Source organism: Isoptericola haloaureus (genome assembly GCF_036689775.1).
GTDB classification, from domain to species: domain Bacteria; phylum Actinomycetota; class Actinomycetes; order Actinomycetales; family Cellulomonadaceae; genus Isoptericola; species Isoptericola haloaureus.
Map to the genome: position 1 here is coordinate 15478 of NZ_JBAGLP010000105.1, position 24288 is coordinate 39765.

Annotated in this window: 22 protein-coding genes; 9 read left to right on the forward strand and 13 right to left on the reverse strand. The window is 73.2% G+C overall.

Annotated elements, in window-relative coordinates; genetic code table 11:
- Positions 1-2 precede the first annotated feature (2 nt).
- Genes V5O49_RS02100 through V5O49_RS02110 form a run of 3 tightly spaced genes read left to right on the forward strand, consistent with a single transcriptional unit; the run spans position 3 to position 2753 of the window.
- Positions 3-1007, forward strand: a complete 1005-nt coding sequence (locus V5O49_RS02100) for a branched-chain amino acid ABC transporter permease (protein WP_278236039.1) — start codon at positions 3-5, stop codon at positions 1005-1007.
- The gene (locus V5O49_RS02105) at positions 997-1911 is read left to right on the forward strand and encodes an ABC transporter ATP-binding protein (RefSeq protein WP_332900781.1); all 915 of its coding nucleotides are present in this window, start codon (positions 997-999) and stop codon (positions 1909-1911) included. Before V5O49_RS02100 ends, V5O49_RS02105 begins: the two co-directional genes overlap by 11 nt.
- Positions 1908-2753, forward strand: a complete 846-nt coding sequence (locus tag V5O49_RS02110; protein ID WP_332900782.1) for an ABC transporter ATP-binding protein — start codon at positions 1908-1910, stop codon at positions 2751-2753. The genes V5O49_RS02105 and V5O49_RS02110 overlap by 4 nt, the downstream gene beginning before the upstream one ends.
- 175 nt (positions 2754-2928) lie before the next feature.
- Here V5O49_RS02110 and V5O49_RS02115 read toward each other — a convergent pair whose 3' ends face one another.
- From V5O49_RS02115 to V5O49_RS02125, 3 genes are all read right to left on the reverse strand, one after another.
- Positions 2929-3960, reverse strand: coding sequence for a hypothetical protein (locus V5O49_RS02115; RefSeq protein ID WP_332900783.1), 1032 nt, complete (start codon positions 3958-3960; stop codon positions 2929-2931).
- A gap of 316 nt (positions 3961-4276) precedes the next feature.
- Complete coding sequence (locus tag V5O49_RS02120; RefSeq protein WP_278236035.1) at positions 4277-5584, reverse strand: ABC transporter substrate-binding protein; 1308 nt, start codon at positions 5582-5584, stop codon at positions 4277-4279.
- A gap of 184 nt (positions 5585-5768) precedes the next feature.
- A complete protein-coding gene (locus V5O49_RS02125; protein ID WP_332900784.1) occupies positions 5769-6602 on the reverse strand; it encodes an aldo/keto reductase in 834 nt (277 codons plus the stop codon).
- A gap of 228 nt (positions 6603-6830) precedes the next feature.
- Between V5O49_RS02125 and cspE the strand changes: the two genes are divergently transcribed.
- Both cspE and V5O49_RS02135 read left to right on the forward strand, forming a co-directional pair.
- Entirely contained in the window at positions 6831-7034 is a 204-nt protein-coding gene (gene cspE, locus V5O49_RS02130; RefSeq protein ID WP_278236033.1) for a transcription antiterminator/RNA stability regulator CspE, read from the forward strand.
- A gap of 201 nt (positions 7035-7235) precedes the next feature.
- Positions 7236-8021, forward strand: coding sequence for a hypothetical protein (locus V5O49_RS02135; RefSeq protein WP_332900785.1), 786 nt, complete (start codon positions 7236-7238; stop codon positions 8019-8021).
- A 107-nt stretch (positions 8022-8128) separates the two neighbouring features.
- Here the strand turns inward: V5O49_RS02135 and V5O49_RS02140 are convergent, their stop codons facing one another.
- On the reverse strand, positions 8129-11815 hold the full coding sequence (locus V5O49_RS02140) for a TM0106 family RecB-like putative nuclease (RefSeq protein WP_332900786.1): 3687 nt from the start codon (positions 11813-11815) through the stop codon (positions 8129-8131).
- 85 nt (positions 11816-11900) lie between these two features.
- Between V5O49_RS02140 and V5O49_RS02145 the strand changes: the two genes are divergently transcribed.
- The gene (locus tag V5O49_RS02145; RefSeq protein ID WP_332900787.1) at positions 11901-12806 is read left to right on the forward strand and encodes an excalibur calcium-binding domain-containing protein; all 906 of its coding nucleotides are present in this window, start codon (positions 11901-11903) and stop codon (positions 12804-12806) included.
- A gap of 109 nt (positions 12807-12915) precedes the next feature.
- On the opposite strand, the gene V5O49_RS02150 is transcribed toward V5O49_RS02145, so the two are convergent.
- Positions 12916-13374 carry a hypothetical protein gene (locus V5O49_RS02150; RefSeq protein WP_278236029.1) on the reverse strand — a complete coding sequence of 153 codons (459 nt, stop codon included), beginning with the start codon at positions 13372-13374 and terminating at the stop codon, positions 12916-12918.
- Positions 13375-13541: 167 nt separating this feature from the next.
- Here V5O49_RS02150 and V5O49_RS02155 point away from each other — a divergent pair, with 167 nt between their 5' ends.
- Positions 13542-14372 carry a response regulator transcription factor gene (locus tag V5O49_RS02155; RefSeq protein ID WP_332900788.1) on the forward strand — a complete coding sequence of 277 codons (831 nt, stop codon included), beginning with the start codon at positions 13542-13544 and terminating at the stop codon, positions 14370-14372.
- Entirely contained in the window at positions 14369-15388 is a 1020-nt protein-coding gene (locus V5O49_RS02160; RefSeq protein WP_332900789.1) for a sensor histidine kinase, read from the forward strand. The genes V5O49_RS02155 and V5O49_RS02160 overlap by 4 nt, the downstream gene beginning before the upstream one ends.
- On the opposite strand, the gene V5O49_RS02165 is transcribed toward V5O49_RS02160, so the two are convergent.
- Positions 15372-16181, reverse strand: a complete 810-nt coding sequence (locus tag V5O49_RS02165) for a hypothetical protein (RefSeq protein WP_332900790.1) — start codon at positions 16179-16181, stop codon at positions 15372-15374. The two genes, V5O49_RS02160 and V5O49_RS02165, sit on opposite strands and share 17 nt — an antisense overlap.
- Complete coding sequence (locus tag V5O49_RS02170; protein WP_278236025.1) at positions 16178-16714, reverse strand: RNA polymerase sigma factor; 537 nt, start codon at positions 16712-16714, stop codon at positions 16178-16180. Before V5O49_RS02170 ends, V5O49_RS02165 begins: the two co-directional genes overlap by 4 nt.
- A 157-nt stretch (positions 16715-16871) precedes the next feature.
- Between V5O49_RS02170 and V5O49_RS02175 the strand changes: the two genes are divergently transcribed.
- Positions 16872-17651 (forward strand): hypothetical protein, encoded by a 780-nt coding sequence (locus V5O49_RS02175; RefSeq protein ID WP_332900791.1) that lies wholly within the window; start codon positions 16872-16874, stop codon positions 17649-17651.
- A gap of 151 nt (positions 17652-17802) precedes the next feature.
- Here the strand turns inward: V5O49_RS02175 and V5O49_RS02180 are convergent, their stop codons facing one another.
- The 6 genes from V5O49_RS02180 to V5O49_RS02205 form a co-directional block, all read right to left on the reverse strand.
- Complete coding sequence (locus V5O49_RS02180; protein WP_332900792.1) at positions 17803-18624, reverse strand: amino acid ABC transporter ATP-binding protein; 822 nt, start codon at positions 18622-18624, stop codon at positions 17803-17805.
- A complete protein-coding gene (locus V5O49_RS02185; RefSeq protein WP_332900793.1) occupies positions 18621-19679 on the reverse strand; it encodes an amino acid ABC transporter permease in 1059 nt (352 codons plus the stop codon). The genes V5O49_RS02180 and V5O49_RS02185 overlap by 4 nt, the downstream gene beginning before the upstream one ends.
- A gap of 2 nt (positions 19680-19681) precedes the next feature.
- Complete coding sequence (locus V5O49_RS02190; protein WP_332900794.1) at positions 19682-20617, reverse strand: ABC transporter substrate-binding protein; 936 nt, start codon at positions 20615-20617, stop codon at positions 19682-19684.
- A 334-nt stretch (positions 20618-20951) separates the two neighbouring features.
- Positions 20952-21119 (reverse strand): methionine/alanine import family NSS transporter small subunit, encoded by a 168-nt coding sequence (locus tag V5O49_RS02195; RefSeq protein ID WP_278236020.1) that lies wholly within the window; start codon positions 21117-21119, stop codon positions 20952-20954.
- On the reverse strand, positions 21116-22690 hold the full coding sequence (locus tag V5O49_RS02200) for a sodium-dependent transporter (RefSeq protein ID WP_332900795.1): 1575 nt from the start codon (positions 22688-22690) through the stop codon (positions 21116-21118). The genes V5O49_RS02195 and V5O49_RS02200 overlap by 4 nt, the downstream gene beginning before the upstream one ends.
- A 112-nt stretch (positions 22691-22802) precedes the next feature.
- Complete coding sequence (locus V5O49_RS02205) at positions 22803-24056, reverse strand: FAD-binding protein (protein ID WP_332900796.1); 1254 nt, start codon at positions 24054-24056, stop codon at positions 22803-22805.
- Positions 24057-24288 lie beyond the last annotated feature (232 nt).

The following is a 24288-nucleotide window of genomic DNA, read 5'->3' on the forward strand; positions in this document are numbered from 1 at the left end:
TCATGGACGAGTTCCTGCGCATCCTCACCCAGTCGCTCGGCGAGATCCTCGCCCCGACGACGGCCGCGATGGCCATCGCGGCGATCGGGCTCAACCTGCACTTCGGGTACACCGGACTGCTCAACATGGGTCAGGCCGGGTTCATGCTGCTCGGCGCCTACGGCTTCGGCATCACGCTGACCCTCGGCGGACCGATCTGGCTCGCCTTCCTCATCGCCGTCGCCGCCGGCGTCATGTTCGCGCTGCTGCTGGGCATGCCCACGCTGCAGCTGCGCGGCGACTACCTGGCGATCGTGACGATCTCCGCCGCGGAGATCGTCCGCTGGTTCGGCCGCTCCACCCTCTGGCAGGAGTGGACCGGCGGCGCGTCGGGCCTCCAGGGCCGCTACTTCAAGGACCCGTTCCACGCCCTGTCGTTCCTGCCGGAGGGCCGGTTCGCCCTCGGACCGTTCGAGTACATCAACACCGGCTCGGACTCCTGGTTCACCCGGATCTTCGCCTGGGGCCTGGTCGCGCTGCTGCTGCTGTTCGTCTGGCTCATCACGCGCAGCCCGTGGGGCCGTGTCCTCAAGGGCATCCGTGAGGACGAGGACGCCGTGCGCGCGCTGGGCAAGAACGTCTACTCGTACAAGCTGCAGGCCCTGGTCATCGGTGGCGCGATCGGCGCCCTCGGCGGCGTCGTCTACGCGATCCCGACGGCGATCTCGCCGGACGCGATGGGCGGCCGCACGATGACCTTCTTCGTGTGGACGATCCTGCTGCTCGGTGGCGCCGCGACCGTGTTCGGTCCGGTCCTCGGGTCGATGATCTTCTTCACCGCCTACATGTTCATGCGCACCGGCATGCGCACCCTGTCCGAGGACACGGCGCTCGGGAACTTCATCTCGACCACCCAGGTGGAGTTCATCGGCGGCATGCTGGTCGGCATCACCCTGATGTGCCTGGTGATCTTCCGACCTCAGGGCATCCTCGGGAACAAGAAGGAGCTGGCGTTCAATGTCCGTTGACGAGACGACGACGGCGGCCCGGAGCGAGGCTCTGGCGCACGTCGCCCACAAGCCCGGCGCCGCCAAGAACGACCCCATCCTCAAGGCCGACCACGTCGTGCGCCGGTTCGGCGGCATGACCGCGGTCGACGTCGACCACCTGGAGGTCCAGGAGGGCGTCATCACCGCCCTCATCGGGCCGAACGGTGCCGGCAAGACGACGCTGTTCAACCTGCTCACCGGGTTCGACACCCCGAACACCGGCGAGTGGAGCTTCCAGGGCCACTCGCTGAGCGGCAAGAGCGGCGCGGCCGTGGCCAAGGCCGGCGTCGTGCGCACCTTCCAGCTCACCAAGGCGCTGGGCCGCCTGACGGTGCTGCAGAACATGCTGCTGGCCTCGCCGAACAACCCGGGCGAGAAGCTCGGGCTGTCGTGGCTGCCGTTCCTGTGGAAGAAGCACGAGGCCGAGGCCACCGAGAAGGCCATGGAGATCCTGGCTCGGTTCAAGCTGGACGCGAAGGCGGCCGACTACGCCGGCTCGCTCTCCGGCGGTCAGCGCAAGCTGCTCGAGATGGCCCGCGCCCTGATGACCGACCCCACGATGATCATGCTGGACGAGCCGATGGCCGGTGTGAACCCGGCGCTGGTGCAGTCCCTGCTGGGACACGTCCAGGCGCTGCGCGACGAGGGCATGACCGTGCTCTTCGTCGAGCACGACATGCACGCCGTGCGGCACATCTCGGACTGGGTCGTGGTGATGGCCGAGGGCCGCATCGTGGCCGAGGGCCCGCCCAGCACCGTGATGAAGGACCAGGCCGTGGTGGACGCCTACCTCGGCGCGCACCACGACACCGACCTCGGGGACGACGCCCTGCTCGATCCCGAGGTCCTCGCCCGGCTCGAGGCCGAGGAGGAGAAGCGATGAGCCAGACCACCACCGCGCCGCAGGAGACGTCGATCGACGACGTGCCCGCGGACGAGCTGCTGCTCCACGCCGACAACCTCGTGGCCGGCTACCTGCCCGGGGTGAACATCCTCAACGAGTGCTCGCTCAAGGTCCGCCAGGGCGAGCTCGTGGGGATCATCGGTCCCAACGGCGCCGGCAAGTCGACCCTGCTCAAGGCGCTCTTCGGGCTGGTGAAGATCCACTCCGGCACCGTGACGCTGCAGGGCAAGGACATCACCGGGATGAAGGCCAACAAGCTGGTCGCCCAGGGTGTCGGGTTCGTGCCGCAGAACAACAACGTGTTCCCCTCGCTGACCGTCGAGGAGAACATGCGGATGGGCACGTTCCTCAAGCCGAAGATCTTCGCCGAGCGCTGGCAGTTCATCGGGGACCTGTTCCCCGTGCTGCACGACCGCCGGTCGCAGCGGGCGGGCGCCATGTCGGGCGGTGAGCGTCAGATGGTCGCCATGGCCCGGGCGCTCATGATGAACCCGTCGGTGCTGCTGCTCGACGAGCCGTCGGCCGGTCTGTCGCCGGTGCGTCAGGACGAGACGTTCCTGCGCACGCGGATGATCAACAAGGCGGGCGTCTCGGTCATCATGGTCGAGCAGAACGCGCGCCGCTGCCTGCAGATCTGCGACCGGGGGTACGTGCTCGACCAGGGCACGGACGCCTACTCCGGTCCGGGCCGCGAGCTGCTCAACGACCCGAAGGTCATCTCGCTCTACCTGGGCACGCTGGCCGACGACGTCGAGGAGGCCGAGGCCGCTGCGGAGGCGGACGCCGAGTCCCGCGACCCGGGCGACACCCCCGCGAAGTAGGCAACCCTCCGGCGAGGTAGGCAACCCTCCGGCGAGGTAGCACGGCGGCGGCCCGCGGTTTCGACCGCGGGCCGCCGCCGTCGTTGCCGAGGGAGGCAACCTCTCGCCCAGGTAGGCAACATCCGGTCGAGGTAGGCATCTTCGGGCGCGAGCGCTGTCCAGCAGTCCACCAGGATCACGCGGGACGACGGCGGCCCTTCTGCGCGCGGAAGAACGCCCTCTCGTAGAGGCCCCGGATCTCCAGCCCCAGCTGCGCGGTGTCGCGCAGTGCCGGCCACCGCACGCGCACGAGGTCGACGCCGGCAGCCTCGATGTCCTCGTGCCGCTGCTGCTGCCGACGAAGCACGTCGTCGGGCAGGCCGTACTCGCCCCCGGAGTACTTCACGTCGCCGTCGAACTCCACCCCGGCCCCGACCTCCGGCCATCCGAAGTCCACGTACCGGGTGCCCGAGCGGGTCTCCACCGGCATCTGGCACACCGGGCGGGGCAGACCGTCGTCGACGGCCGCCAGGCGGGCCACCGTCTCGCCGGGGGACCCGGAGCGCGGGTCGCACAGCTCGAGGAGCCGGCGAGCCTGCACCATGCCACGCTTGCCGACCGAGTCGGCCATGATCCGGCTCACCTCGGCCGGGTCGGCTCGCAGCCGGAACAGGGAGTCGGCGACGACCAGTGCCGCCGCGGGCCACATCGTCCGTAGGCAGTCGACGAGCGTCCGCTCCTTCGACGTGACGGGGATCCCGTCGACGACGTCGCGATCGCGGGGCAGGAGCCGCGTGTGGTGACGCCGCACGTCAGGCTCGAGCCGCCGTCGGACGTGCGGATTGGCCTCGTGCGTGACGTGCACGAGCGGCGGCGTCGCGTAGGTCCAGGCGCCGTGCAGCAGGGCCGCCGTGGAGTGGCTGAACCAGTGCTCGCCGCGCGCCGAGGCGGCGAGGCCACGCACCTCGCGCAGGATGAGCCCCTCGTGCCCGTCGTCGGGCGAGGTCGGGACGAGCGACCCGCGGACGGCCGCCAGGTGCCCGGTCTCGAGACGTCGTCGGATCGCGGCCACGTCCGCCAGCGCCGGCTCGACGGTCAACGGCACCAGCGGCGGCAGCCGGTCGGCCGAGAGCATCCCGCGCAGCGGCGAGTCCGGTGCTCGCATCTGCGCGAGGATCGTCGTCAGACGGCGGACGGCGGGTGCGTGGGCGGGTTCGCGAGGGGCCATGGGGCGACTCTGGCCGAACCGCGCCGGGCAGGGACCGCCGTCGGACGCGTCCTGTGGACAACACCACCCTGTGGACGAGCGCCGGACGGCCCGACGCCGTCGTACCGACCTCGCCTACCTGGCAAGAAAGTTGCCTACCTCGGCGGAGGGGCGCCTACCTCGGCGCGGACCGGCCTACGTCGTGGAAGATCTGCCTACCTCGGCGGAAGGTTGCCTACCTCGCGGGCACGGCGACGGCCCGGCCCCCTCCGCGGAGGGGACCGGGCCGTCGTGGGTCAGACCGAGAGGCGATGCCTCTCAGCGGGCTCGACCGGCGTCAGCCGCCGATCTGGCCCTCGATCTGCCGCACGTAGGAGTACGCGTTGCTGCCGTCGTACTCGTAGATGCCGATGAACGCGGACGACGGGTCGTTGTCCTCGTTCAGCGGGCCCGTGCCGGACGGACCGGTGTAGTTGATCTCCTCGCCGGCCTCGAGCGCCTCGACGCCCTCGGCGAACGTGGTGACCTCGGTGCCACCCTCCGAGCCGGAGACGGCGCGGATGTTCTCGGAGATGGTCACACCGTCGGTACCCTCGCCACGCACGGCGGCCAGAGCCGCGAGGATCGTGGCGTCGTACGACTCGGCGGAGTAGGAGAACCCGTCGAGCTCCGCGCCCTCGTTCTCGGAGTGCCAGGTGTTCAGGCGCTCCTTGAAGTCGTCGTCGGCCTGAGCGCCCGGCAGGGTGCCCTGGATGCCGGCGAGGGTGCCCTCGTCGAAGTCCTCGGAGTAGTCGGACAGGTTGCCGTCCGTGAAGTACGTGGTGCCGTCGAAGTCCCAGCCCTGGGCAACGAGCTCGTTCACCGCGGCCACCGTCTCCTCGAAGGCGATGATGACGAGGGCGTCGGGCTCGGTCGCCAGAGCGGCCGAGACCTGCGAGCCGAAGTTCGTCTCACCGGGAGGGAACTCCTCGCCGGCGCCGTTGGCGCCGTAGACGACCTCGCCGCCGCCGGCCTCGATCGCGTCCTGCGTGTGGTCGCGCAGGCCGGTGCCGTAGGCGTCGTTGAGGACGATCATCGCGACGCTCTGGTGACCGCCGTCGAGGATCAGCGAGCCGAGGGCGGCGCCCTGGACGGTGTCCGGCGGCGCGGTGCGGGTGTAGAAGTCTCCGTAGCCCGACAGGTCCGCGGCGGTGTTCGCCGGGGAGATCTGCATGATCTGGGCCTCGGCGAAGGCGTCGACGACACCGAGCGACACCGACGAGGAGGCCGCACCGATGACCGCGTCGGCACCCTTGTTCACGAGGTCCGTCACGGTCGAGTTGGCCACCGTCATGTCGGTGTTGTCACCCGAGTCGCCCCACTCGACCACGACGTCGTTGCCGAGCACGCCCCCGGCCTCGTTGATGTCGTCGATCGCCAGACCGACGCCGGCGATCTCGGGGGGCCCGAGGAAGGACAGCGTGCCGGTGACCGGCAGGATCGTGCCGATGGTCAGAGGCTCGGCTGAGCCTTCGTCCATCGACTCCTCGGTCGACTCGTCCGAGGAGGTCTCCTCGGCCGGTTCGTCGGAGCCGCAGGCCGTGAGGCCCAGGCTGAGAGCCGCAGCGAGGGCGAGGCCCTTGGCGGCCGTCATGCGTCGAGTCATCAGTTTCCCTTTCGGGGTCGGACGTGCCACGGCACTCAATGCCGCATGTAGTGGCGCTGAAACTAGTCCGGTTGTGTGACGTTCATGTGTCAGATGCGTCACTCCGGAAAGATCGTGACGAACCTGTGATCTGTCTCATCCTCCGGGCCGCATCATGAGACGCCCACCCGGATCACGCGCCGAGCTACATGGCCGCCATCGTCGCGGGGTCGGCTCCGGTGCGGCCCTCCGTGCCCGCCTCGAGAGCCGTCAGGGCGGCCATCTGCTCGTCGCTCAGCTCGAACGAGAACAGGTCGAGGTTGGTCTCCTGGCGGTGCGCCGAGACCGACTTGGGGATGACGACGATCCCCTGCTGCACCTCCCACCGCAGCACCACCTGGGCCGGCGTGACGCCCAGCTCGGCGGCGATCGAGGTCACCGCCGGCGCGTCGAGGTCGGCGCCGCGGCCGAGCGGCGAGTACGCCTCGACGGCGATCCCGTGCTCGCGGCACGCGGCCTGCACCGCGACCTGCTGGAACCGCGGGTGGATCTCGATCTGGTTGACCGCCGGGACCACGTCCGTCTCGCTGACCAGGCGTTCGAGGTGCTCGGGCAGGAAGTTCGACACGCCGATCGACCGGACCGCGCCGTCGGCGAGCAGCTTCTCGAAGGCCTTCCACGTCTCCACGTAGCGGTCGAGGCTCGGCACCGGCCAGTGCACGAGGTACAGGTCGACCTGGTCGAGCCCGAGCTCGCGGCGGGAGTGCTCGAACGCCTGCAAGGCGTTGTCGTACCCCTGGTCGCCGTTGCGGAGCTTCGTGGTCACGAAGACCTCCTCGCGCGGCAGGCCCGAGGCGCGCAGCGCCGCACCGACGCCGGCCTCGTTGCCGTAGCCGGCCGCCGTGTCGATGTGCCGGTACCCGAGCTCCAGGGCGCTCTCGACGCACCGCTGGGTGCCGTCGTCGGGCACCTGGAAGACGCCGAGACCGACCTGAGGGATCTTCACATCGTTGTCGAGGGTGATGTTGGGGACACTCATGCCAGCAATCTTGCCGTTGTGCTGGTGCGACGTCATCCCCTCGCGTACCGTAAGGGCGTTGCAGTGTCTTGCTCGTACCGGACGGACCCCCGTCCTGCGTCGGGAGGCGGGGTCGTTCAGGATTGACCACGCACACCGGCGGACCTTGGTTCCACAAGAGTTTGACGACGAACACCGTGATGCGCGGTCCCCGACAGGCGGGGCCCGCGAGCTCTTGAAGGAGTACCCATGGCCACCGGTACCGTGAAGTGGTTCAACAGCGAGAAGGGCTACGGCTTCATCGCCCCCGAGGACGGCACCGCTGACGTGTTCGTCCACTTCTCCGCCATCCAGACGCAGGGCTACCGCACCCTGGACGAGGAGCAGAAGGTCGAGTTCGACGTCACGCAGGGCCCGAAGGGCCCGCAGGCGGAGAACGTCCGCCCGCTCTGATCTCGTCGGCGGGCCGCCTGACGGCGGCCCGCACCTGAGACTCGCACGGCCCGCACTCGCTGCCTCACGGCAGGGGGTGCGGGCCGTCGTCGTCTCCGCACGGGCCCGGGTCGACGCCGGGCCTGCCGTCGGACGGGCCGCCGGGCGTGCCGCCGGGCGTGCCGCCGGGAACCCGCGGGCACGGCAGATCGTTCCTCCACCATGGGATTCCTCGACCGACTCCTCGGCAGGTCACGTGACGAGCGCTCCATCCCCGGCATGACCGGCGGAGGCACTCCGCGCGGGTACGGCCCGCCCACACCCTCCGGCTCCGGGCCGGGCGCCGCGCCCGCGGCGTCGACGCACCGCTCGCCGGACGACGTGGCGATCGACCGCTACCGCTACCTGCTGCGCACCGCTCCCCCGGACGCCGTCGAGCAGGCGCACGCCGAGGCGTTCGCCCAGCTCACCCCGGAGCAGCGGCGCCAGGTCCTCTCGGAGGTCGGCGCCACGGTGCCCGCGTCCGAGCGCGCCACCTCCGACGACCCGCAGTCGCTGGCCCGGATGGCCACGCGTGCCGAGATGCGCAGCCCCGGCACCCTGGAGAACACGTTCCGCTCCGGCGGCCCCGGTGCGATGGCGGGCGCCGGCGGCCCGAGCTTCGGGTCGATGATGGGGTCCAGCCTGCTCGGGACCGTCGCCGGTGTGGTCATCGGGTCCGCCGTGGCCAACGCGATGTTCGGCCCGGCGTTCGGCGACCCGACGACGCCTGTCGCGGAGGACGCGGCGGCCGGCGGTGACGCCGGCGGCGAAGGCGATCCTGGGGCCGGAGATCCTGGGGCCGACGGCGGCGACGGCGGGGCCTTCGCGGACGGCGGGGCCGACGCCGGTGGAGCCGACGCGGCCGGCGACGGCGGCATGTTCGGTGGCTTCTTCGGCGGCGACGACGGCGGCGGTGGCCTCGGGGACTTCTTCGGAGGCGACGGCGGAGGCGGGTTCGACTTCTGAGCCCGTGCTACCTCGCAGGGAAGTTGCCTACCTCGGCCGAAACTTGCCTACCTCGACGAAAACTTGCCTACCTCGCGGGAGAGTTGCCTACCTCGGCTGAACATTGCCTACCTCGGCGGGGAGGTGAGGCGCAGGAACGCGCCCAGCTGCTCCAGGTCCGTGACCGACGTCGGCAGGTAGTCCGTCAGCCGCGGTGAGCGGACGACGACGGCGCACCACTGGCCCCGCGAGACCGCCACGTTGAGCCGGTTCCGGCTGAGCAGGAACCCCATGCCGCGCGGCACCTCGTCCGGTGACGACGCCGCCATGGACAGCACCGCGACCGGCGCCTCCTGCCCCTGGAACTTGTCGACCGTGCCGACCCGGACGTCCTCCAGCCCGGCCGCGGCCAGCGCACGCCGGATCGTGTGGACCTGCGCGTTGTAGGCCGCCACGACGATGACGTCCGCGGGCCCGAGCGCGCGCGGCTCCGCCCCGGCGGACCGGACCCAGGGCCGCCCGAGCACCGCCCGGACCTGCCGGACCACCTCGTCCGCCTCCTCGAGAGACGACACCGCGCGACCCGCATGGTCGACCAGTACCTCGTGCACGCCGGGCAGCACCGGGTCCAGGGTCCGGCCGTGGACCGTGGCGTGGGCGTGCAGCTTCCCGGAGTAGGCGAGCTCGGAGACCGCGGAGCACAGGTCGGGGTGCATGCGCCGCGACGCCGGCAGGAAGTAGCCGAACTCCTCGGGCAGCGTCTCGTGGCCGTCGGCCAGCCACCCGAGCGCCGACCCCGCGACCCCGGGGTCGGGGTGCGCGCCCTGGGAGACCTGCGGGAGCTGCTGCGGGTCTCCCAGGAGCAGCAGCCGCGACGCCGCCCGCGCGACGGCGACGGTGTTGGCGATCGCGAACTGGCCCGCCTCGTCGATGACGAGCAGGTCGAGCCCGTCGGGCGCCCAGCGCTCGTGCGCGAAGTCCCAGGCCGTGCCACCGACGACGCAGCCGCGCCCGGCGTCGTCGGCCTCGGCCGCGAACGTCTCGAGCCCGTCGGCGCTCACGTCCTGCCAGGGGGAGTCGGCCCGGGCCGGGGAGATTCCGGAGGGCACCTTCTTGGCGACCTGCTCGGGCGGCACCTGCGCGCCCAGCACGCCGTGCAGGAGGTTCTCCACCACGGCGTGGGACTGCGCGACCACTCCGACGCGCCAGCCGTCGGCGACGAGCGCAGCGATGACGTGCGAGGCCAGGTACGTCTTGCCGGTCCCGGGCGGTCCCTGCACGGCGAGGTAGGACCGGTCGAGCGCCCGCACCGCCCGCTCGACGGCGGCGACGACGTCGGGTTCGCCGTCGGGCCCGACGGGCGCCGCGGGCAGGCCACCGGCCACCCGGGCGGGACGTCGCTGCAGCAGGTCCGTCATCGGCCCGGCCGGCAGCCGGTCCGCCATCGGTACACCTGCCGCCTCCCCGGACCGCCACGCCTCCAGGGCGGTGCGGCCGGCCTCGGCCGTCGCCGTCTCCAACGGGCCGGCGGGCACGTGGCTGTTGACGCCCACGGCGCAGGGCAGGTCGTCGTGCGTGTCCTGCCCCCGCCCCACGTGCTCGCGCACCGTGAACACGTCCCACTCCTGCTCGCCGTCGGCGACCCGCTCGACCTCGGTGATCGCCATCTTGCTGTGGAACCAGCGCTGGGCGAGCGACCCGACGTCGGTCGCGGGGATCACCGGCGGGCACGGCACGTCGTAGAGCAGGAAGGCGCTCGCCCCGGCGCGCAGCTCGCTGCCCTCGACGGCCGCGCACCGCAGGGCCAGCATCCGCGACGGCGCCCGGCGTCCGGGCTCCTTCTCCCAGTCGCTCAGCACCCGACCGCTCTCGACGACGACGGCGGCGCGGCGACCCGGCCACTCGGCGGGCGGGAGCTGCATGCGGGAGAAGTGCGCCTGCCAGAACTGCTTGCTCTCGCGCCGGTGGTAGCCGACGGCGGCACCGAGCAGGCTCAGCGCGCGTGCGGCCGCCCGGTCGGCGGGCTCGTGGGGGTGGGCGTGCGCGACGGCGTCACGGATCTCGGCCTCGAGCGCCTCCCGGGCGGCCCGCTCGGGGTTCTCCGGCGGCTCCTCCTCGAGGGGCAGCGGCTCGGCGACGGGACGCTCGACCGGCCCGACGACCTCGTCGTACGCCCAGCGCAGCCAGTCCAGCAGCCGCAGCGTGGACAGGCAGTCGTAGCGGTTGTAGTCGAGGATCTCCTCGCGACGCTGGGCCGCCTCCTCCTGGTCCCCCGCGGCGAGCAGGTCGCAGTACTCCGCGTACTCGACCACCGACGTCGCGGCGTCGGTCACCCCGGAGCGCGCCGCCTCGTCGCCCATGTACAGCGGCTCGAGCTTCTTGATCGAGCGGGACCGTTCCGAGATCCGGATGGCCGACCGGACCGTCGCGTACAGGTCGACGAGCACCCCGGAGCGCAGGAGCTCGTCGACCTCGTCCTCGTAGACCCCGTGCCGGGCGGCGATGGACAGCAGGTGCGTCCGCTCGTAGGCGGCGTAGTGGTAGACGTGCATGTCGGGCCACCGACGACGGCGCTCGGCCATGTCGTCGACGAACCGCACCAGCGCCTCGGCCTCCTCGGCCCAGGTGTCCGCCCACAGGGCGTGGAAGGCGGGCCGACCCTCGGCGTCGAGGTCGCGGGTGACCCAGCCGAACAGGTAGTCGATCCCCGACTCCCCCGGTGTCAGGGCGTCGTCGGGCGTCCACAGCGGGTCGCCCTCGAAGTCGAAGAACACGTCACCCTCGCTCGGCGGCGGCAGCCGCTCCACCGGTGCGGGGTCGGTCAACGCCCAGCGCAGCTCGCGGGGGCCCTCAGGTGTCTCCAGCAGCACCGAGCCGTCACCCGGGTCGGTGCCCAGCTGCAGCGCGGCCTGCCGCTGCAGGCCGGCGAACCGGTCCGCCGTCATCCCCGCCGGCGGCTGCTCCGCGCCGGCCAGGTCCTTCATCGTCGTCAGGCCGGACGCCGCCAGCCGCGCCCGCTGCGGGGCGTACACCCCGGCCACGAGCAGCACGTCGTCGTGCGTCGCCGCGGACTCGGCGCAGTCCGGGCAGGCTCCGAGCCGCTGGCAGGCCGCGTGCCCCGGGGCGTCCCACGCCACCGGTGCCTCGGCGTCGACGTGCCGGGCGACGACGTCGAGCAGCCGGTCGCGCCGAGCCCGGAACACCGGCAGCACCTCGGCCAGGGCGTGCTCGGTCAGCTCGCCCGTGCCGAGCACCAGGTGGGCGTGCTCGGTCGGGTCGATCCCGGCGGCGAGGAGCTGGTCGGCGTACGCCGCGAGCTGCAGCACCGCGCGCACCTTCTCCCGCTTGGCGAGCTTCGTGTCCCACACGGCGTAGCGCGGCCGCCCGTCCCCGGCCGCACCGGGGTCACGCACCAGGAAGTCCGCCCGACCGTGGAACCGCCCGTCGAAGAACGCCGCCTGGTAGACGACGTCGGCCCCCTGCTCGAGCGCGGCCAGCGTCGCCGAGTGCGCCGCGACCAGCCCCTCGTACGTCAGGTGCTGCGGCGGCGGGACCTCCAGCACCCCGCCCGGGCCGCCGTCGTCGGGCGCCGTGCCGTACCGCGACCGGAAGTCCTCCAGGACGGCCTGCTCGTGCGCCTCCCCGAGGGCGACGGTGCGCGCCAGCATCTCGTCGGTCTCGCGCGGCCGCTGCGGAGCGCGCCCGAGGACCTCGTCGAGCCGTCGCAGCAGCGCGTGCTCGCACTCCGCGGCGACCACCAGGTCGCTGGCCGAGTGCACGAGCCGGGACCCGTCCGGACCGTCCAGGAGGAACATGTCCCAGGTCTACCAGCGGCCGCCGACATGGACCTCAGGGGGATGTTTCGGCCATAGTGGGGCCGCACGACGCCGAAGGAGAGCCATGACCGTGCGATTCAACCCCCCGCCCGGCTGGCAGGTCCCCCCGGGATTCCGGCCCGACGCCGGCTGGACGCCCGACCCTGCGTGGCCGCCGGCGCCCCCGGGATGGCAGTACTGGGTGGAGGACGCCGCCCCCGCGCCGCAGCCTGCCCGCACCTCGACGATCCGCCCCGCGAGCGCGCCGGACCCGTCGGCGACGACCGTGATGGCGCCCGTGCCCTCCGGGCCGACGCCGGCGGCCGCCACACCGCCGCCGCCCGGTCCGCCGTCGGGCGGCGACGCGCACCCGACGCTCCGCGGGACGGCTCCCGTGCCCCCGCCGCAGCAGGCGGCCCGACCCGCACCCGGGGCCGCCCCGCAGCAGCCCGCGGCGACCCGCACCGAGTCGCGCGGCACCCGGTCGCGCCGCCCGTCCAACGTGTTCGTCGCCGGCGTGGCGGTCGCCTGCCTCGCGCTCGGCGTCATCCTCGGCGTGATGTTCTCCATGGTGCAGACCTCCGACGCCCGGCAGGCCGTCGCCGACGCCGAGCGCGAGGTGGAGGCCGCCGCGGCGCTGGAGGCCGAGGTCACCGAGGACAAGGCGGCGCTCGACGAGCGGGCCGCCTCCCTGGACGAGCGGGAGAACGAGCTCAAGGACCGCGAGTCGGCCGTCGCCGAGAAGGAGTCCCAGCTCGTCAGCCGCCAGAACGAGCTCGACGAGCAGGCGGCCCAGGCCGAGGAGGATCAGCGCCAGCGCGAGCAGCAGGAGCAGCGCGACGACGACGGCGGCGGCGAGGGCCAGTGGTGGTACTGGAGCTGCGACGACGCGCGGCAGGACGGCGCGGCCCCGATCCGGCAGGGCGAGCCCGGCTACCGCGGCGGTCTCGACCCGAACGGCAACGGCATCGCCTGCGAGGGCGGGGAGTAGGCCGACCGCGTAGCGATCCGGTCGGCAGTTCGTCGTCGGGGGCGGCACTTTGGCATGCCGCCCCCGACGACGAACTGCCGACCGGAGACGCCGAGGCGCCGGCCCCGGCTCAGCGCCCGCCGGGGAACGGGATGACCGGGCAGGTGAACGACGCGACGACGCCGCCGTCGGACGCCACCCCGGCGTCGATCGCGGCGTGGACCTCCTCGACGGATCCGAGGATGCCGTCCCCGTCGGTGTCCCCGGCGGCCAGCACGGCGTCGAAGTCGTCGTACACCAGGGCGTGGACCTGCCACCGGCCGCCGTTGTAGTCGGTGTCGCCCGGGGCGGCCTCGGCGACGTTGGCCTGGGTGTCGGTGCCCAGGGCGTAGATGACGTCGAACGAGTGGTCCGGCGCCCCCGTGCCGGACAGGTCGTTCGGCGTCGCGACGGTGCGGTACGCCACCCCGTCGACGTAGAACGCAGTGCCCTCGCTGACCCCGGCCTGGGCGGCCGCGGCCGGCACCAGGACGGCTCCGGCGGCGAGCGCCACGGACCCGGCGACGGCGAGCGTGCGGTTGCGGTGCATGATCGTCCTCCTCGTGAGGGGCCGAGCCCCGGTGGCCGACCCGCTGCCTCCAGCCCACCGCGCAGGGTGGCCCAGGTCCATGACGGGGGTCTTACGGGGTCCTCACGGGGTCCTGACGCGGCCGGTCACGAGCCCCTGAGGCCGGGTGCGCGGCCTAGGCTGAACGCATGGTCCGGGTCCTCGTGGTCGACGACGACACCACCGTCGCCGACGTGGTGGTCGCCTACCTGGAGCGCGCCGGGATGACGGCCGAGCACGTGGCCGACGGCGTCGACGCCCTCGTCGCCGCCCGCGAGCGCCCGCCGGACGCCGTCGTCCTGGACCTCATGCTGCCGGGCCTGGACGGCATCGAGGTGTGCCGGCGGCTGCGCGCGGACCGCCCCCGGCTGCCGGTGCTCATGCTCACCGCCCGCGGCGAGGAGGACGACCGCATCACCGGTCTGGAGGTCGGCGCGGACGACTACGTGACCAAGCCGTTCAGCCCCCGCGAGCTGACCCTGCGGGTGCAGTCGGTGCTGCGGCGCGCGGGCACCCCGGCCGACCGGGGCACCCCGGCCGACGGCGGCACGCGGCCCGACGACGGCACCCCGGCGGGCGGCACCCCGGCCACCGCCGGACCGGGCGCCACCCACCCGGCGCCCGCCGCGCCGTCGGGCACCCTGCGCGACGGCGACCTGACCCTGGACGTCGCCGCCCACCGGGTGCTGCGCGGCGGCGACGAGCTGGCGCTCACGGCCCGCGAGTTCGACCTGCTGGCCTGGTTCCTCGCCCACCCCGGCCAGGTGCACGACCGCGAGGCGCTGCTGCGCGAGGTGTGGGGCTGGGAGTACGGCGACCGGTCCACGGTGACGGTGCACGTGCGGCGCCTGCGCGAGAAGGTCGAGGCCGACCCGTCGGCCCCGACGCGGCTGGTGACCGTGTTCGGGGTCGGCTACCGCTGGGACGCCCGCGAACCGTCCGTCCCGGCCCCGCCCGCGGACGCCGGGAGCGTCTCGTGACCCCGCTCGAGGGTGTCGCCCTCTCGGCCGGGGTCGCCGCCGCCGTCGGGCTCGCCGGGGCGGCCGGGGTGCTGGCGCTGGGACGACGGCGCCCCTCGGCGGCCGCCGTGCTGGCCCCGCTCGTGGTGGTCGCCTCGGTCGCGGCCGGCGTCTACGCCAGCGCGCGGGCGATGTTCCTGTCCGAGCAGGACTCCACCACCGTGCTGTGGCTGCTGCTGGCCACGGTGCCGGTCGCGCTCGTCATCGGCCTCGCGCTCGCACGGCGCACCCACCACCTCGCCACCGAGCGGGCCGCGGCGGTCGCCGCCCGCGACCGGGACCGGGAGGTGGAGGCCCGACGCCGCGAGCTGGTGGCGTGGGTGTCCCACGACCTGCGCACCCCGCTGGCCGCCGTGCGCGCGCTGGCCGAGGCGATGGAGGACGAGGTGACCCGCCCCGCCGACGCCGCGACCGGCATCCTGGCGGAGAACCGCCGCATGAGCGACATGGTCGACGACCTGCTCGCCCTGTCCCGGCTGCAGTCGCCCGGGTTCGAACTGACCCGCACCCCGACCGACGTCGGCGACCTCGCCTCCGACGCGCTCGCGGCCGCCGGACCGGCCGCCGAGGCCGCCGGGGTGCGCCTCACCGGGGAGGTGGCTGCCCCCGTCGTCGTACCCGTGGACGCCCGCGAGGTCGCCCGGGCGCTCGGCAACCTGCTGTCCAACGCGGTGCGGCACACCCCGGCCGGCGGCACCGTCCACGTGCGGGTGTCCACCCGCGACACCGACGGCCCCGCCGCCGTCGTCGAGGTCACCGACGGCTGCGGCGGCATCCCCGCCGACGACCTGCCGCGCGTGTTCGAGGCCGGCTGGCGCGGCACCGCCGCGCGCACCCCCGGCTCGGGCGGGGCGGGCATCGGGCTGTCCATCGTGCGGTCGGTCGCCGCGACGCACGGCGGCGGCGTCGAGGTCCACAACGTCGAGCGGGCCGACGGCGGAGGCGGCTGCCGCTTCACCCTCACCCTGCCGGCCTGACCTCCAGCGGGACCTCCTCCGTCGTGCCGTCGGCGTAGGTGACCTGCGCGAGCGCGGAGAAGGTCTCCTCCCCCGGCGCCCACAGCGCGAACCAGCCGTCGTCCACCGACGCCGCGACCTGCTCGCCGTCGGCCGTGGCGACCGTGACCGCCTCGATCTCGTCGCCGACGCGGCCGAACGCGGCGGTCACCGCGCCCTCCCCGTTGGGACCGTCCGACCAGGACGCCGTCCCGGACTCCGCCACGACCAGCTCGCGCGGTCCCGGCTGCGGGACGGGCGTACCGCCGACGGACTCCGAGGAGTACACCTGGGAGGAACCGTCCGTCGTCGTCACGAAGCACTCCGCCAGCGCCCCGTCCCCGGACAGCAGCACGTAGGTGTAGTCGCCGCGCACCTCGGCCAGCACCGGGTCCACCGGGATCTCGGTGATCGGCGACCCCTGGTCGGCGGCGTCCTCGTCGATGGCGTGGGCCGCCGTCGGGCACGAGGCCGCGTCCTGCACCGCGGCGGCAGGGTCGACGACCTGCGGGGTCGGCGTCCACGACGCGTACGCCTCGGGGCCCCCGAACGTCGTCGTCACCACGACCCCCGCGGCCACGGCCACCGCGACCCCCGCGACGGCGCCGGTGGCCACCGCGGTCCGCGAGCGCCGCACCGGGGCGCGGTACCGGTCCGGCACGGTCCGGTCGGCGGCCAGCACCCGTGCCAGGGCGGGGTCGTCGGGGTGTCCCGGGGCACGCAGGTGCCGTGCCGGGTCCAGGCCGCTCAGGTCGTCCAGCAGCGGTGACCTCATGGCCTCTCCTCCTGCAGTCTGCGCAGCACGGTCGCGGTGTCGCGGCGCACCTCGGAGTACGCCAGCAGCCGCTTGCGGGCGCGGGTGAGCCGCACCGAGAACGTGGAGGGGCGGCACTCCAGCACCTGGGCGGCCTCCCGCGCGGAGAGTCCGTCCCAGGCCACCAGCGCCAGGACCTCCCGGTCGGCGTCGCTGAGCAGGTCCCAGGCGCGGCGCAGGTCGGCGCGCTCGGCCGCGGTGTCGTCCGCCCCCGGCACCTGCGCCGTCGGCTCCCGCTCCAGCCGCACCCCGAGGGCCTGCCAGCGGCCCCGTGTGCGGACCTGGGTGGACAGGACCTTGCGCGCGACGCCGAACAGCCACGCGCGCGCTTCGGTCGGCACGTCCTCCACCCTCCGCCAGGCGACCAGGTAGGTCTCCGAGACGACGTCGTCGACGATCTCCGGCGCGGCCCGGCGCGCGACGAACCGCACCACCTGCTCGCGATGGTCCACCCACAGGCGCGTCAGGCGCTCGCGGGCCGAGGCGTCGTCCACGGTCGTCCTCTCGATCCCTCGTCCCGTTCATGGCCGGCAGGGCCGGTGCTGCTACACCGTACTGGGAAACGGTTGCCCCTCTCGACGCCCTCGCTACCCTCGTGCAGGACGGCGGACGCCGACGCGCGTCCTCGACGACGACGTGAGGAGCGTCAGGATGCGCACGAGACTTTCCCGGACCGTGGCTGCCGGCGTCGGCGCGACGGTGCTGGCCCTGGGGACGGGCCTGGTCGCCACGGCACCGGCGACGGCGGACATCGGCGAACCGATCGGCACGATCGGCGAGGGGTCGTCCGACGGCGAGAACCTGCCCGACGGGAACCTGCCCGGCGTGCCCGAGCCCGGCAGCGCCGCGGACGAGTGGGCCGCCTGGGCCGCCGCGGAGCGCGCCGAGGCCGAAGCCACCGACTGGGAGGCCGACTCGGCCGCCCGCGGGTGCGAGCTGGTGGAGGTCTCGATCGTCGACGAGGTCGACGCCGCCTACAACGAGGCGATGGGCGCCCCGGCCGACCTGGCCACGCACCGGGTCGAGATGGTGGAGAGCTGCGAGGGCCCGGCCGAGTCGGGCGGGATGACGCTCGAGACCGGGGACGGTACGGCGAGCACGACCGCGATCGGGTCCGGCAGCGACTGCGACAGCACGAAGGGCCCGGGCACCATCTGCATCTACAAGTCCAGCGGGCGGATCTACTCCTCGTGGAAGTACCGCGGGTCGGGCAGCGTCTCGGGGTTCCTGCGGATCTACCAGATCTCGACGTCGGCCTCGAGCTGCTACCGCGGCAGCACGTGGCTCACGGGCCCGTCGCGGACGTGGAGCAGCGGCATGACGCGCAGCATCTCCAAGACGCGCACGACGTACTCGGGCTATTCGGCGCACATCTGGAAGAAGGTGTGGCACGGGCACACCGACTGGGGCAGCACCTGCTCGAGGCTCTGAGCCCCGCCACCACGGAGCCCCCGGCACCTCCGAGCCCGCAAGCCCCGCGAGCCCCGCGAGATCGACCTTCCCGTCCGAGATCGACCGACAGTGCGTCGATCTCGAGCCGGGAGGGTCGATCTCGCGGCGGGGGTGGGCGGCCGGGGTCGGCTCAGAGGACGTGGGCGAGGAACTCCTGCAGCCGCGGCTCGCTCGGGTTCTCCAGCACCGCGCCGGGCGGGCCCTGCTCGACGACGACGCCGTCGTCCATGAAGACGACGTGGTCGGCGACCTCGCGGGCGAACCCGATCTCGTGCGTCACGACGACCATCGTCATCCCGGACCGGGCGAGGTCCTGCATGACGGCCAGCACCTCGCCGACGAGCTCGGGGTCCAGCGCCGAGGTGGGCTCGTCGAAGAGCATCAGCTCGGGCTCCATCGCCAGCGCCCGGGCGATGGCGACCCGCTGCTGCTGGCCGCCGGAGAGCTGGGCCGGGTAGTGGTCGACCCGGTCGGACAGTCCCACCCGGTCGAGCAGCTCGGCCGCCCGCTCGCGCGCCGCGGCCTTCGACAGCCCGCGGACCTGCACCGGCGCCTCGGCCACGTTCTCCAGCGCGGTCATGTGCCCGAACAGGTGGAACCGCTGGAACACCATCCCGATCCGCGAGCGCTGCGCGGCGATGCGGTGGGGGTGCAGCCGGTGCAGGACGCCCTTCGCGTCGGTCCGGTAGCCGAGCAGCTCACCGTCGACGTGCACGGAGCCGGCGGTGATCTGCTCCAGCTCGTTGAGGCAGCGCAGCAGGGTGGACTTGCCGGAGCCGGACGGACCGAGCACCACGGTCACCGACCCCGGCGGCACCACGAGGTCGACGCCCCGCAGCACGTGCAGCGCGTCGGCGCCCTGGCCGAACACCTTGTGGACGCCGCGTGCCTCGACCATCGGCGTCTCGGCCATCGGCGTCGCGTCCGACGACGGAACGGTCGTCGCGCTCATGGGGTCACCTCCGCGAACGGGTCGTCCTTCGTGGTGCCGGCACCGCGGATCGCCGCCTGCCGGCTCAGTCGCCCGGCACGCCGACCGGAGCTGCCGGAGCCGCCGGCGCTGCCGGGGCCGCGCCGTCCGGCAGCGCGCCGCGGTCCGGTGGCGCGCCGCGGTCCGGTGGCGCCGCCGTCGAACCCGCGCCCGTAGTACCGCTCGACGTAGTACTGGCCGACCATGAGCACCGACGTGATGAGCAGGTACCACAGCGCCGCCACGATGAGCAGCGGGATGGGCTGGAAGGTGCGGGTGCCGATCGCGGACGTGGCGTAGGTGATCTCCAGCGTGAACGGCACGGCGACCACCAGGGACGTCGTCTTGAGCATGGAGATCGTCTCGTTGCCGGTGGGCGGCACGATGACGCGCATCGCCTGCGGCAGCACGATGCGACGCAGGATCCGCGGCTCCTTCATCCCCAGGGCGCGGGCCGCCTCGGCCTGGCCGGGGTCGACCGAGCCGAGCCCCGCGCGCACGATCTCGGCGAGGTAGGCGGCCTCGTTGAGGGCCAGCCCGATCAGCGCCGCCCAGAAGGCGGTGATGACGTCGCGGGTGTCGAACACGAAGAACTCGGGCCCGAACGGGATGCCGAGGCTGAGGCGCGGGTACAGCACCGAGACCAGTCCCCAGAACACGAGCTGGGTGTAGATCGGGGTGCCGCGGAAGAACCAGATGTAGGCCCAGGAGACCGCGCGCATCACCGGGTTGTCGCTGCGCCGCATGATCGCGAGCAGCACCGCGAGCACGACGGCGATCGCCATGGAGCCGAAGGTCAGCACGAGCGTCCAGCCCACCCCGCGCACGACGTTGACGTCGCGCAGGTACAGCCAGACGGTGTCCCAGCGGAAGTTCGGGTTGGTGACCAGCGCGTGCACCACCATCGCGGCGAGCACGAGCAGCACGGCGGCCGACAGCCAGCGCCCGGGGCGCGGGACGGGCCGGGCGCGCAGGGGCGCGGGCAGGTCCGACGACGGCGCCCCGGTGTGCGGGGAGCCCGTGACGTGCGTGGTCATCGTCAGACGCCGGGGTCGAGCTCGGCGGTGGCCAGCGCGCCCTCGGCGTTGCCCCAGCCGGCGAGGATCTCGGTCAGGGTGCCGTCGTCCATGAGCTGCTGCAGCGCGCCCTGGATCGCCTCGGCGAGCGCGTCGTCGTCCTGGGCCACGACGACCCCGTACGGCGCGGCGTCGGCGATCTCGCCGAGCGTCTCGATCGAGCCCTCGGTCTGCTCCACGGCGTAGGCCGTCACCGGGGAGTCGGCGTAGATGGCCTGCACCTTGCCGCCGACGAGGTTGGTGGTCACGTCGGCCTGGGAGTCGTAGGGCAGCACCTCGACCGGCTCCGCGCCGTCGGCCTCGCAGCTCGCCGAGACGTCCTCGAGCGCGCCCTGCTGGACGGTGCCGGTCTGGACGCCCACGGTGACGCCGCACAGGTCGGCGGGGTCCACGCCGTCCGGGTTGCCGGTGGCGACGGCGAGCTGGGAGCCGGCGTCGAAGTAGCTGACCATGTGGGCGACCTGCAGCCGCTCGGCGTCGATGGTGAAGCCGGAGATGCCGACGTCGTACTTGGTGCCGACGGCCGGGATGATCGCGTCGAACGTCGACGGCTCGATCTCGGCCTCCAGGCCGAGGGTGGCGGCGACCGCGTGGGCGATGTCGACGTCGAACCCGACCGGGGTGACGCCGTCGGACGCGAGGAACTCGGCCGGGGCGTAGGACAGCTCGGCGCCGACGGTGAGCACGCCGTCCTCGGCCACCGCGGCGGGGACCAGCGCGGCCAGCTCGTCGTCGGCCTCGACCGTCGAGGCGTCGAACGCCGCGGCCGGCGCGGCCGAGGAGCCGTCCGACGCGGCTTCGCCGGTGGCGGACCCGAGGTCCTCCGAGGCGGTGGTGCAGCCGGCGAGCAGGGCGACGACGGCGACGGCGGACAGGGGCAGGACGGTACGGGCGCGCATGACGGCTCCAGGGATCGCGTGGAGGGGGGACGACGCCCGCGCCCGGTCCGGACCTCGGAGCGTCTATGCGGCAGTATGCATACCTATACATCGCGTTCCCAAACCCGAGCCCCATGACATCGATCACGCACCTCCGTCACCTCCCGCCCAGCCCGCGTCCCGAGGCGAGCACGCAACGCGGTTCAGGGACGAAACACGGGGACGGACGACAGAGGTCCGGGTCCTTCCGTGGCGCCGTCGTCGGACGGGAAGCGCAGGGCGCACAGCGCCCGTGAGCGCGGCGGCGCCACGGAAGGACCCGGACCTCGAACGGGCCTCGGAACCGGAGCGAGACCTACGTGTCGTGCTCGATGATCCCCATGTCCTCGCGGTGGTCGTCCTCGCCGCCGGGCGGGAACTCCGTCCGCTCCGGCCGGCTGCGCAGGGCCACGATCGCGAGGATCAGGCCGCCCCAGACGACGATCAGGGCGACCGCCATCATGATGATCGCGGTGGTGCTCATCGCGACGCCTCCTTCCGCACGGCGGGGTCCTCGACCGGCGGGTACGGCGGCCAGGCGCGGTACAGACCCGGTCCGCGCCAACGGAACGCCCAGAAGACGAGCGACCCGACCACCAGCAGCGCCACGGTGCCCCAGCCTGCATAGAGCAGGTACGTCTCATCGTATCCGCCGTAGGGCTCGTCGATGCGGATGAGGATCGTCTGCACCAGCATGATCCCCAGCATCACCGGGATGATGGCGCCGACGCACGCGTACCACCACGCGCCGAGCTGCGTCGTCGAGACGGCGTTGAGGTGGTAGCGCAGCTCGGGCGCCCGGCGGTAGACCCACACGACGAAGACGCACATGAGGATCGCCGAGGCGACGATGCCCATGTTGTTGACCCAGTAGTCGACCGTGTCGAGCAGGATCAGGCCCGTCGTGGTGCTGAAGCCGACCACCGAGACGACACCCAGGACACCGCCGAGCCACAGCACCGCCGCCGTGCGTGACAGGGCGAACTTCTCCTGCAGGGCCGCGGAGACGACCTGGAGGATCGAGACCAGCGACGTGAACCCGGCCATCACCAGCGAGCCGAAGAACAGCGCACCGAACAGGGCGCCGGCCGGCATCTCGGACACGATCGCGGGGAAGGTGACGAAGGCCAGCCCGACGCCGGCGATGCCCAGCTCGTCCACGGTGCCGCCGGACTCCAGCGCGAGGAACCCGAGGGCGGAGAACACGCCGAGACCGGCCAGCATCTCGAAGCCGGAGTTGGAGAACGCCACCACCAGGCCGGGGCCGGTCATGTTCGACCGACGGCGCCGGTACGAGGCGTAGGTGATCATGATGCCGAACGCCACGGACAGCGAGAAGAAGATCTGGCCGTAGGCGGCGATCCACACGTCCGGGTCGCCGAGGGCGTCCCACTGCGGGGTGAACAGCGCGTTCAGCCCGTCCGCGGCCCCGTCGAGCGTGAGGGCACGGACCACGAGGGCACCGAACGCCACCAGCAGCAGCGGGATGAAGACGATGTTGGCGCGCTGGACGCCCTTGACCACGCCGGCGGCGAGCACCGCGACGACGACCAGCCAGACGAGCACCAGCGGGATCAGCACGGCGGCCACGAAGTCGAAGGTGAGCCACGGGTCGGCACCGCCGACGTCGGCGAGCTGCAGGTGCTCGCCGAAGAAGAAGCCCTGCGGGTCGTCGCCCCAGTCGAGGCCGAAGGAGTAGACGAAGAAGCTCGCCGCCCAGGCCACGACCGCGGCGTAGTAGACGGCGATGACGATGCAGATCATCACCTGGAACCAGCCCAGGGTCTCCAGCCAGCCCTTGATCCGGCGGAACGCCTGCGGGGCGCCGCCGCGGAACCGGTGGCCGATCGCGTAGTCGAGGAAGAGGATCGGGATGCCCGCCGTCAGCAGCGCGATGAGGTACGGCACGAGGAACGCGCCGCCACCGTTCTCGTAGGCCACGCCGGGGAACCGCCAGATGTTGCCGAGACCCACGGCCGAGCCGATCGCCGACAGGATGAATCCCACCTGCCCGGTGAACTGCTCCCGCGGGGCGGACTTGTGTTGTGCACTCACGGGTCACACACCTTCCGCGCTGGTCGCCGCTTCGTCAAACCGTTCTCTCCTGGTGATCATGCGCGACATCGCGGTCCCCGGCATGTCGAGGCGACAGGTGCGTCGGCGCCGGTCAGCCGAGCAGTCGCGCGACGTACCCGCCGCGCAGCCGGCCCTGCGGGTCGAACCGGTCGGCCAGCGCGCGGAAGTCCTCGAACCGCGGGTACGCCGCGCGCAGCGCGACGGGGTCCGCGGCGAACACCTTGCCCCAGTGCGGCCGGGCGCCGAACGGTGCCAGGGCGTCCTCGATCACCGGCAGCAGCGCAGCGACCTCGGCACCCCGGGGGTGCCAGGTGAAGTGCAGGCCGATCGAGTCCTCGCCGAAGGGGCTGAGCCAGAGGTCGTCGGCGGCGATCGTGCGGATCTCCCCGGTCAGCAGCAGCGGCGCGACCCGGGGCCCGAGGGCGCGCATCGCCTCGATCGCCTCGGCGGCGTGCCGCCGCGGCAGCAGGTACTCGCTCTGCAGCTCCTCCCCGGCCGACGGCGTGTGGTCGAGCCGGAAGTGGCTGAGCCGCTCGTGCGAGGGCCCCGGTACGCCGTGCTGCGCGGTGCAGGCGGCCGGGTCGACGCCGGGCACCGGGTGCACGTCGTGCTCGGCCCATGGCAGACCGGGCACAGGCTCGGGACGGCGACCACCGCCGTCGGACACGACGGACTTGAACCAGGCCGCCCGGACGGTGGGCTCGTCCCAGCTCGTGAAGAGGCTGACGGAGTAGGCCGACCCGGTCACGGCGTCGAAGTGCTCGAGCACCGTCTGCCACGGCAGGTCGAGGGCGACGTCCTGGCGCACCTGGAACGCGGGCACCGTGGCGAGCTCCAGGCGCGTGACGATGCCGAGCGCACCGAGGGACACGACCGTGCCGGCGAAGACCTCCGGGTCGGTGTCCCGGGTGATCCGGCGCAGCTCCCCGGCGGTGGTCATCAGCTCGAGCCCGACGACGGCGCTCGCCAGCGACCGGTTGGAGTCCCCGGACCCGTGCGTGGCCGTGGCGACCGCCCCGGCCACGGAGATGTGCGGCAGGGAGGCCAGCTGGGTCACCGCCCGCCCCTCGGCCTCCAGGGCGCGCGACAGCTCGCCGTAGCGCAGTCCCGCGTTGACGGAGACGACGCCGGTGCCGGTGTCCAGGTCCACGGCCGGCCGGCCGTCGTCCAGCCCGTCGACCTGGACGTGCGTCCCGGTCGTGTCGGCCAGGTCGTTGAACGAGTGGCGCGAGCCCAGCGCGCGCACGGGCCCGCCGACGGCCAGTACGTCGGCGAGCTCCTCCAGGGATGTCGGGCGCACGAGGTCGTGCGCGGCGTAGGCGAGGTTCCCGGCCCAGTTCCGCATGGGCCCCAGGGTGCCATGGCTGGTCAGGGAGCGCGCAGGAAGTCCGTCGGCCCGACGGCCGCACGAGGCGCCCGGCGGACCGGCCGCCCCCGCCCCGCGCTGTGGGCATGAAATCTGCAGGTCCTCAGGGAGGTGAGTCTGCAGATTTCATGCCCACAGCGCCGGGGAGCGTCGGGGACGGGCGGGGGAAGGGCCGGGCGGGGCGGGACGGGGCTCGGCTGGGCTTGTCTGG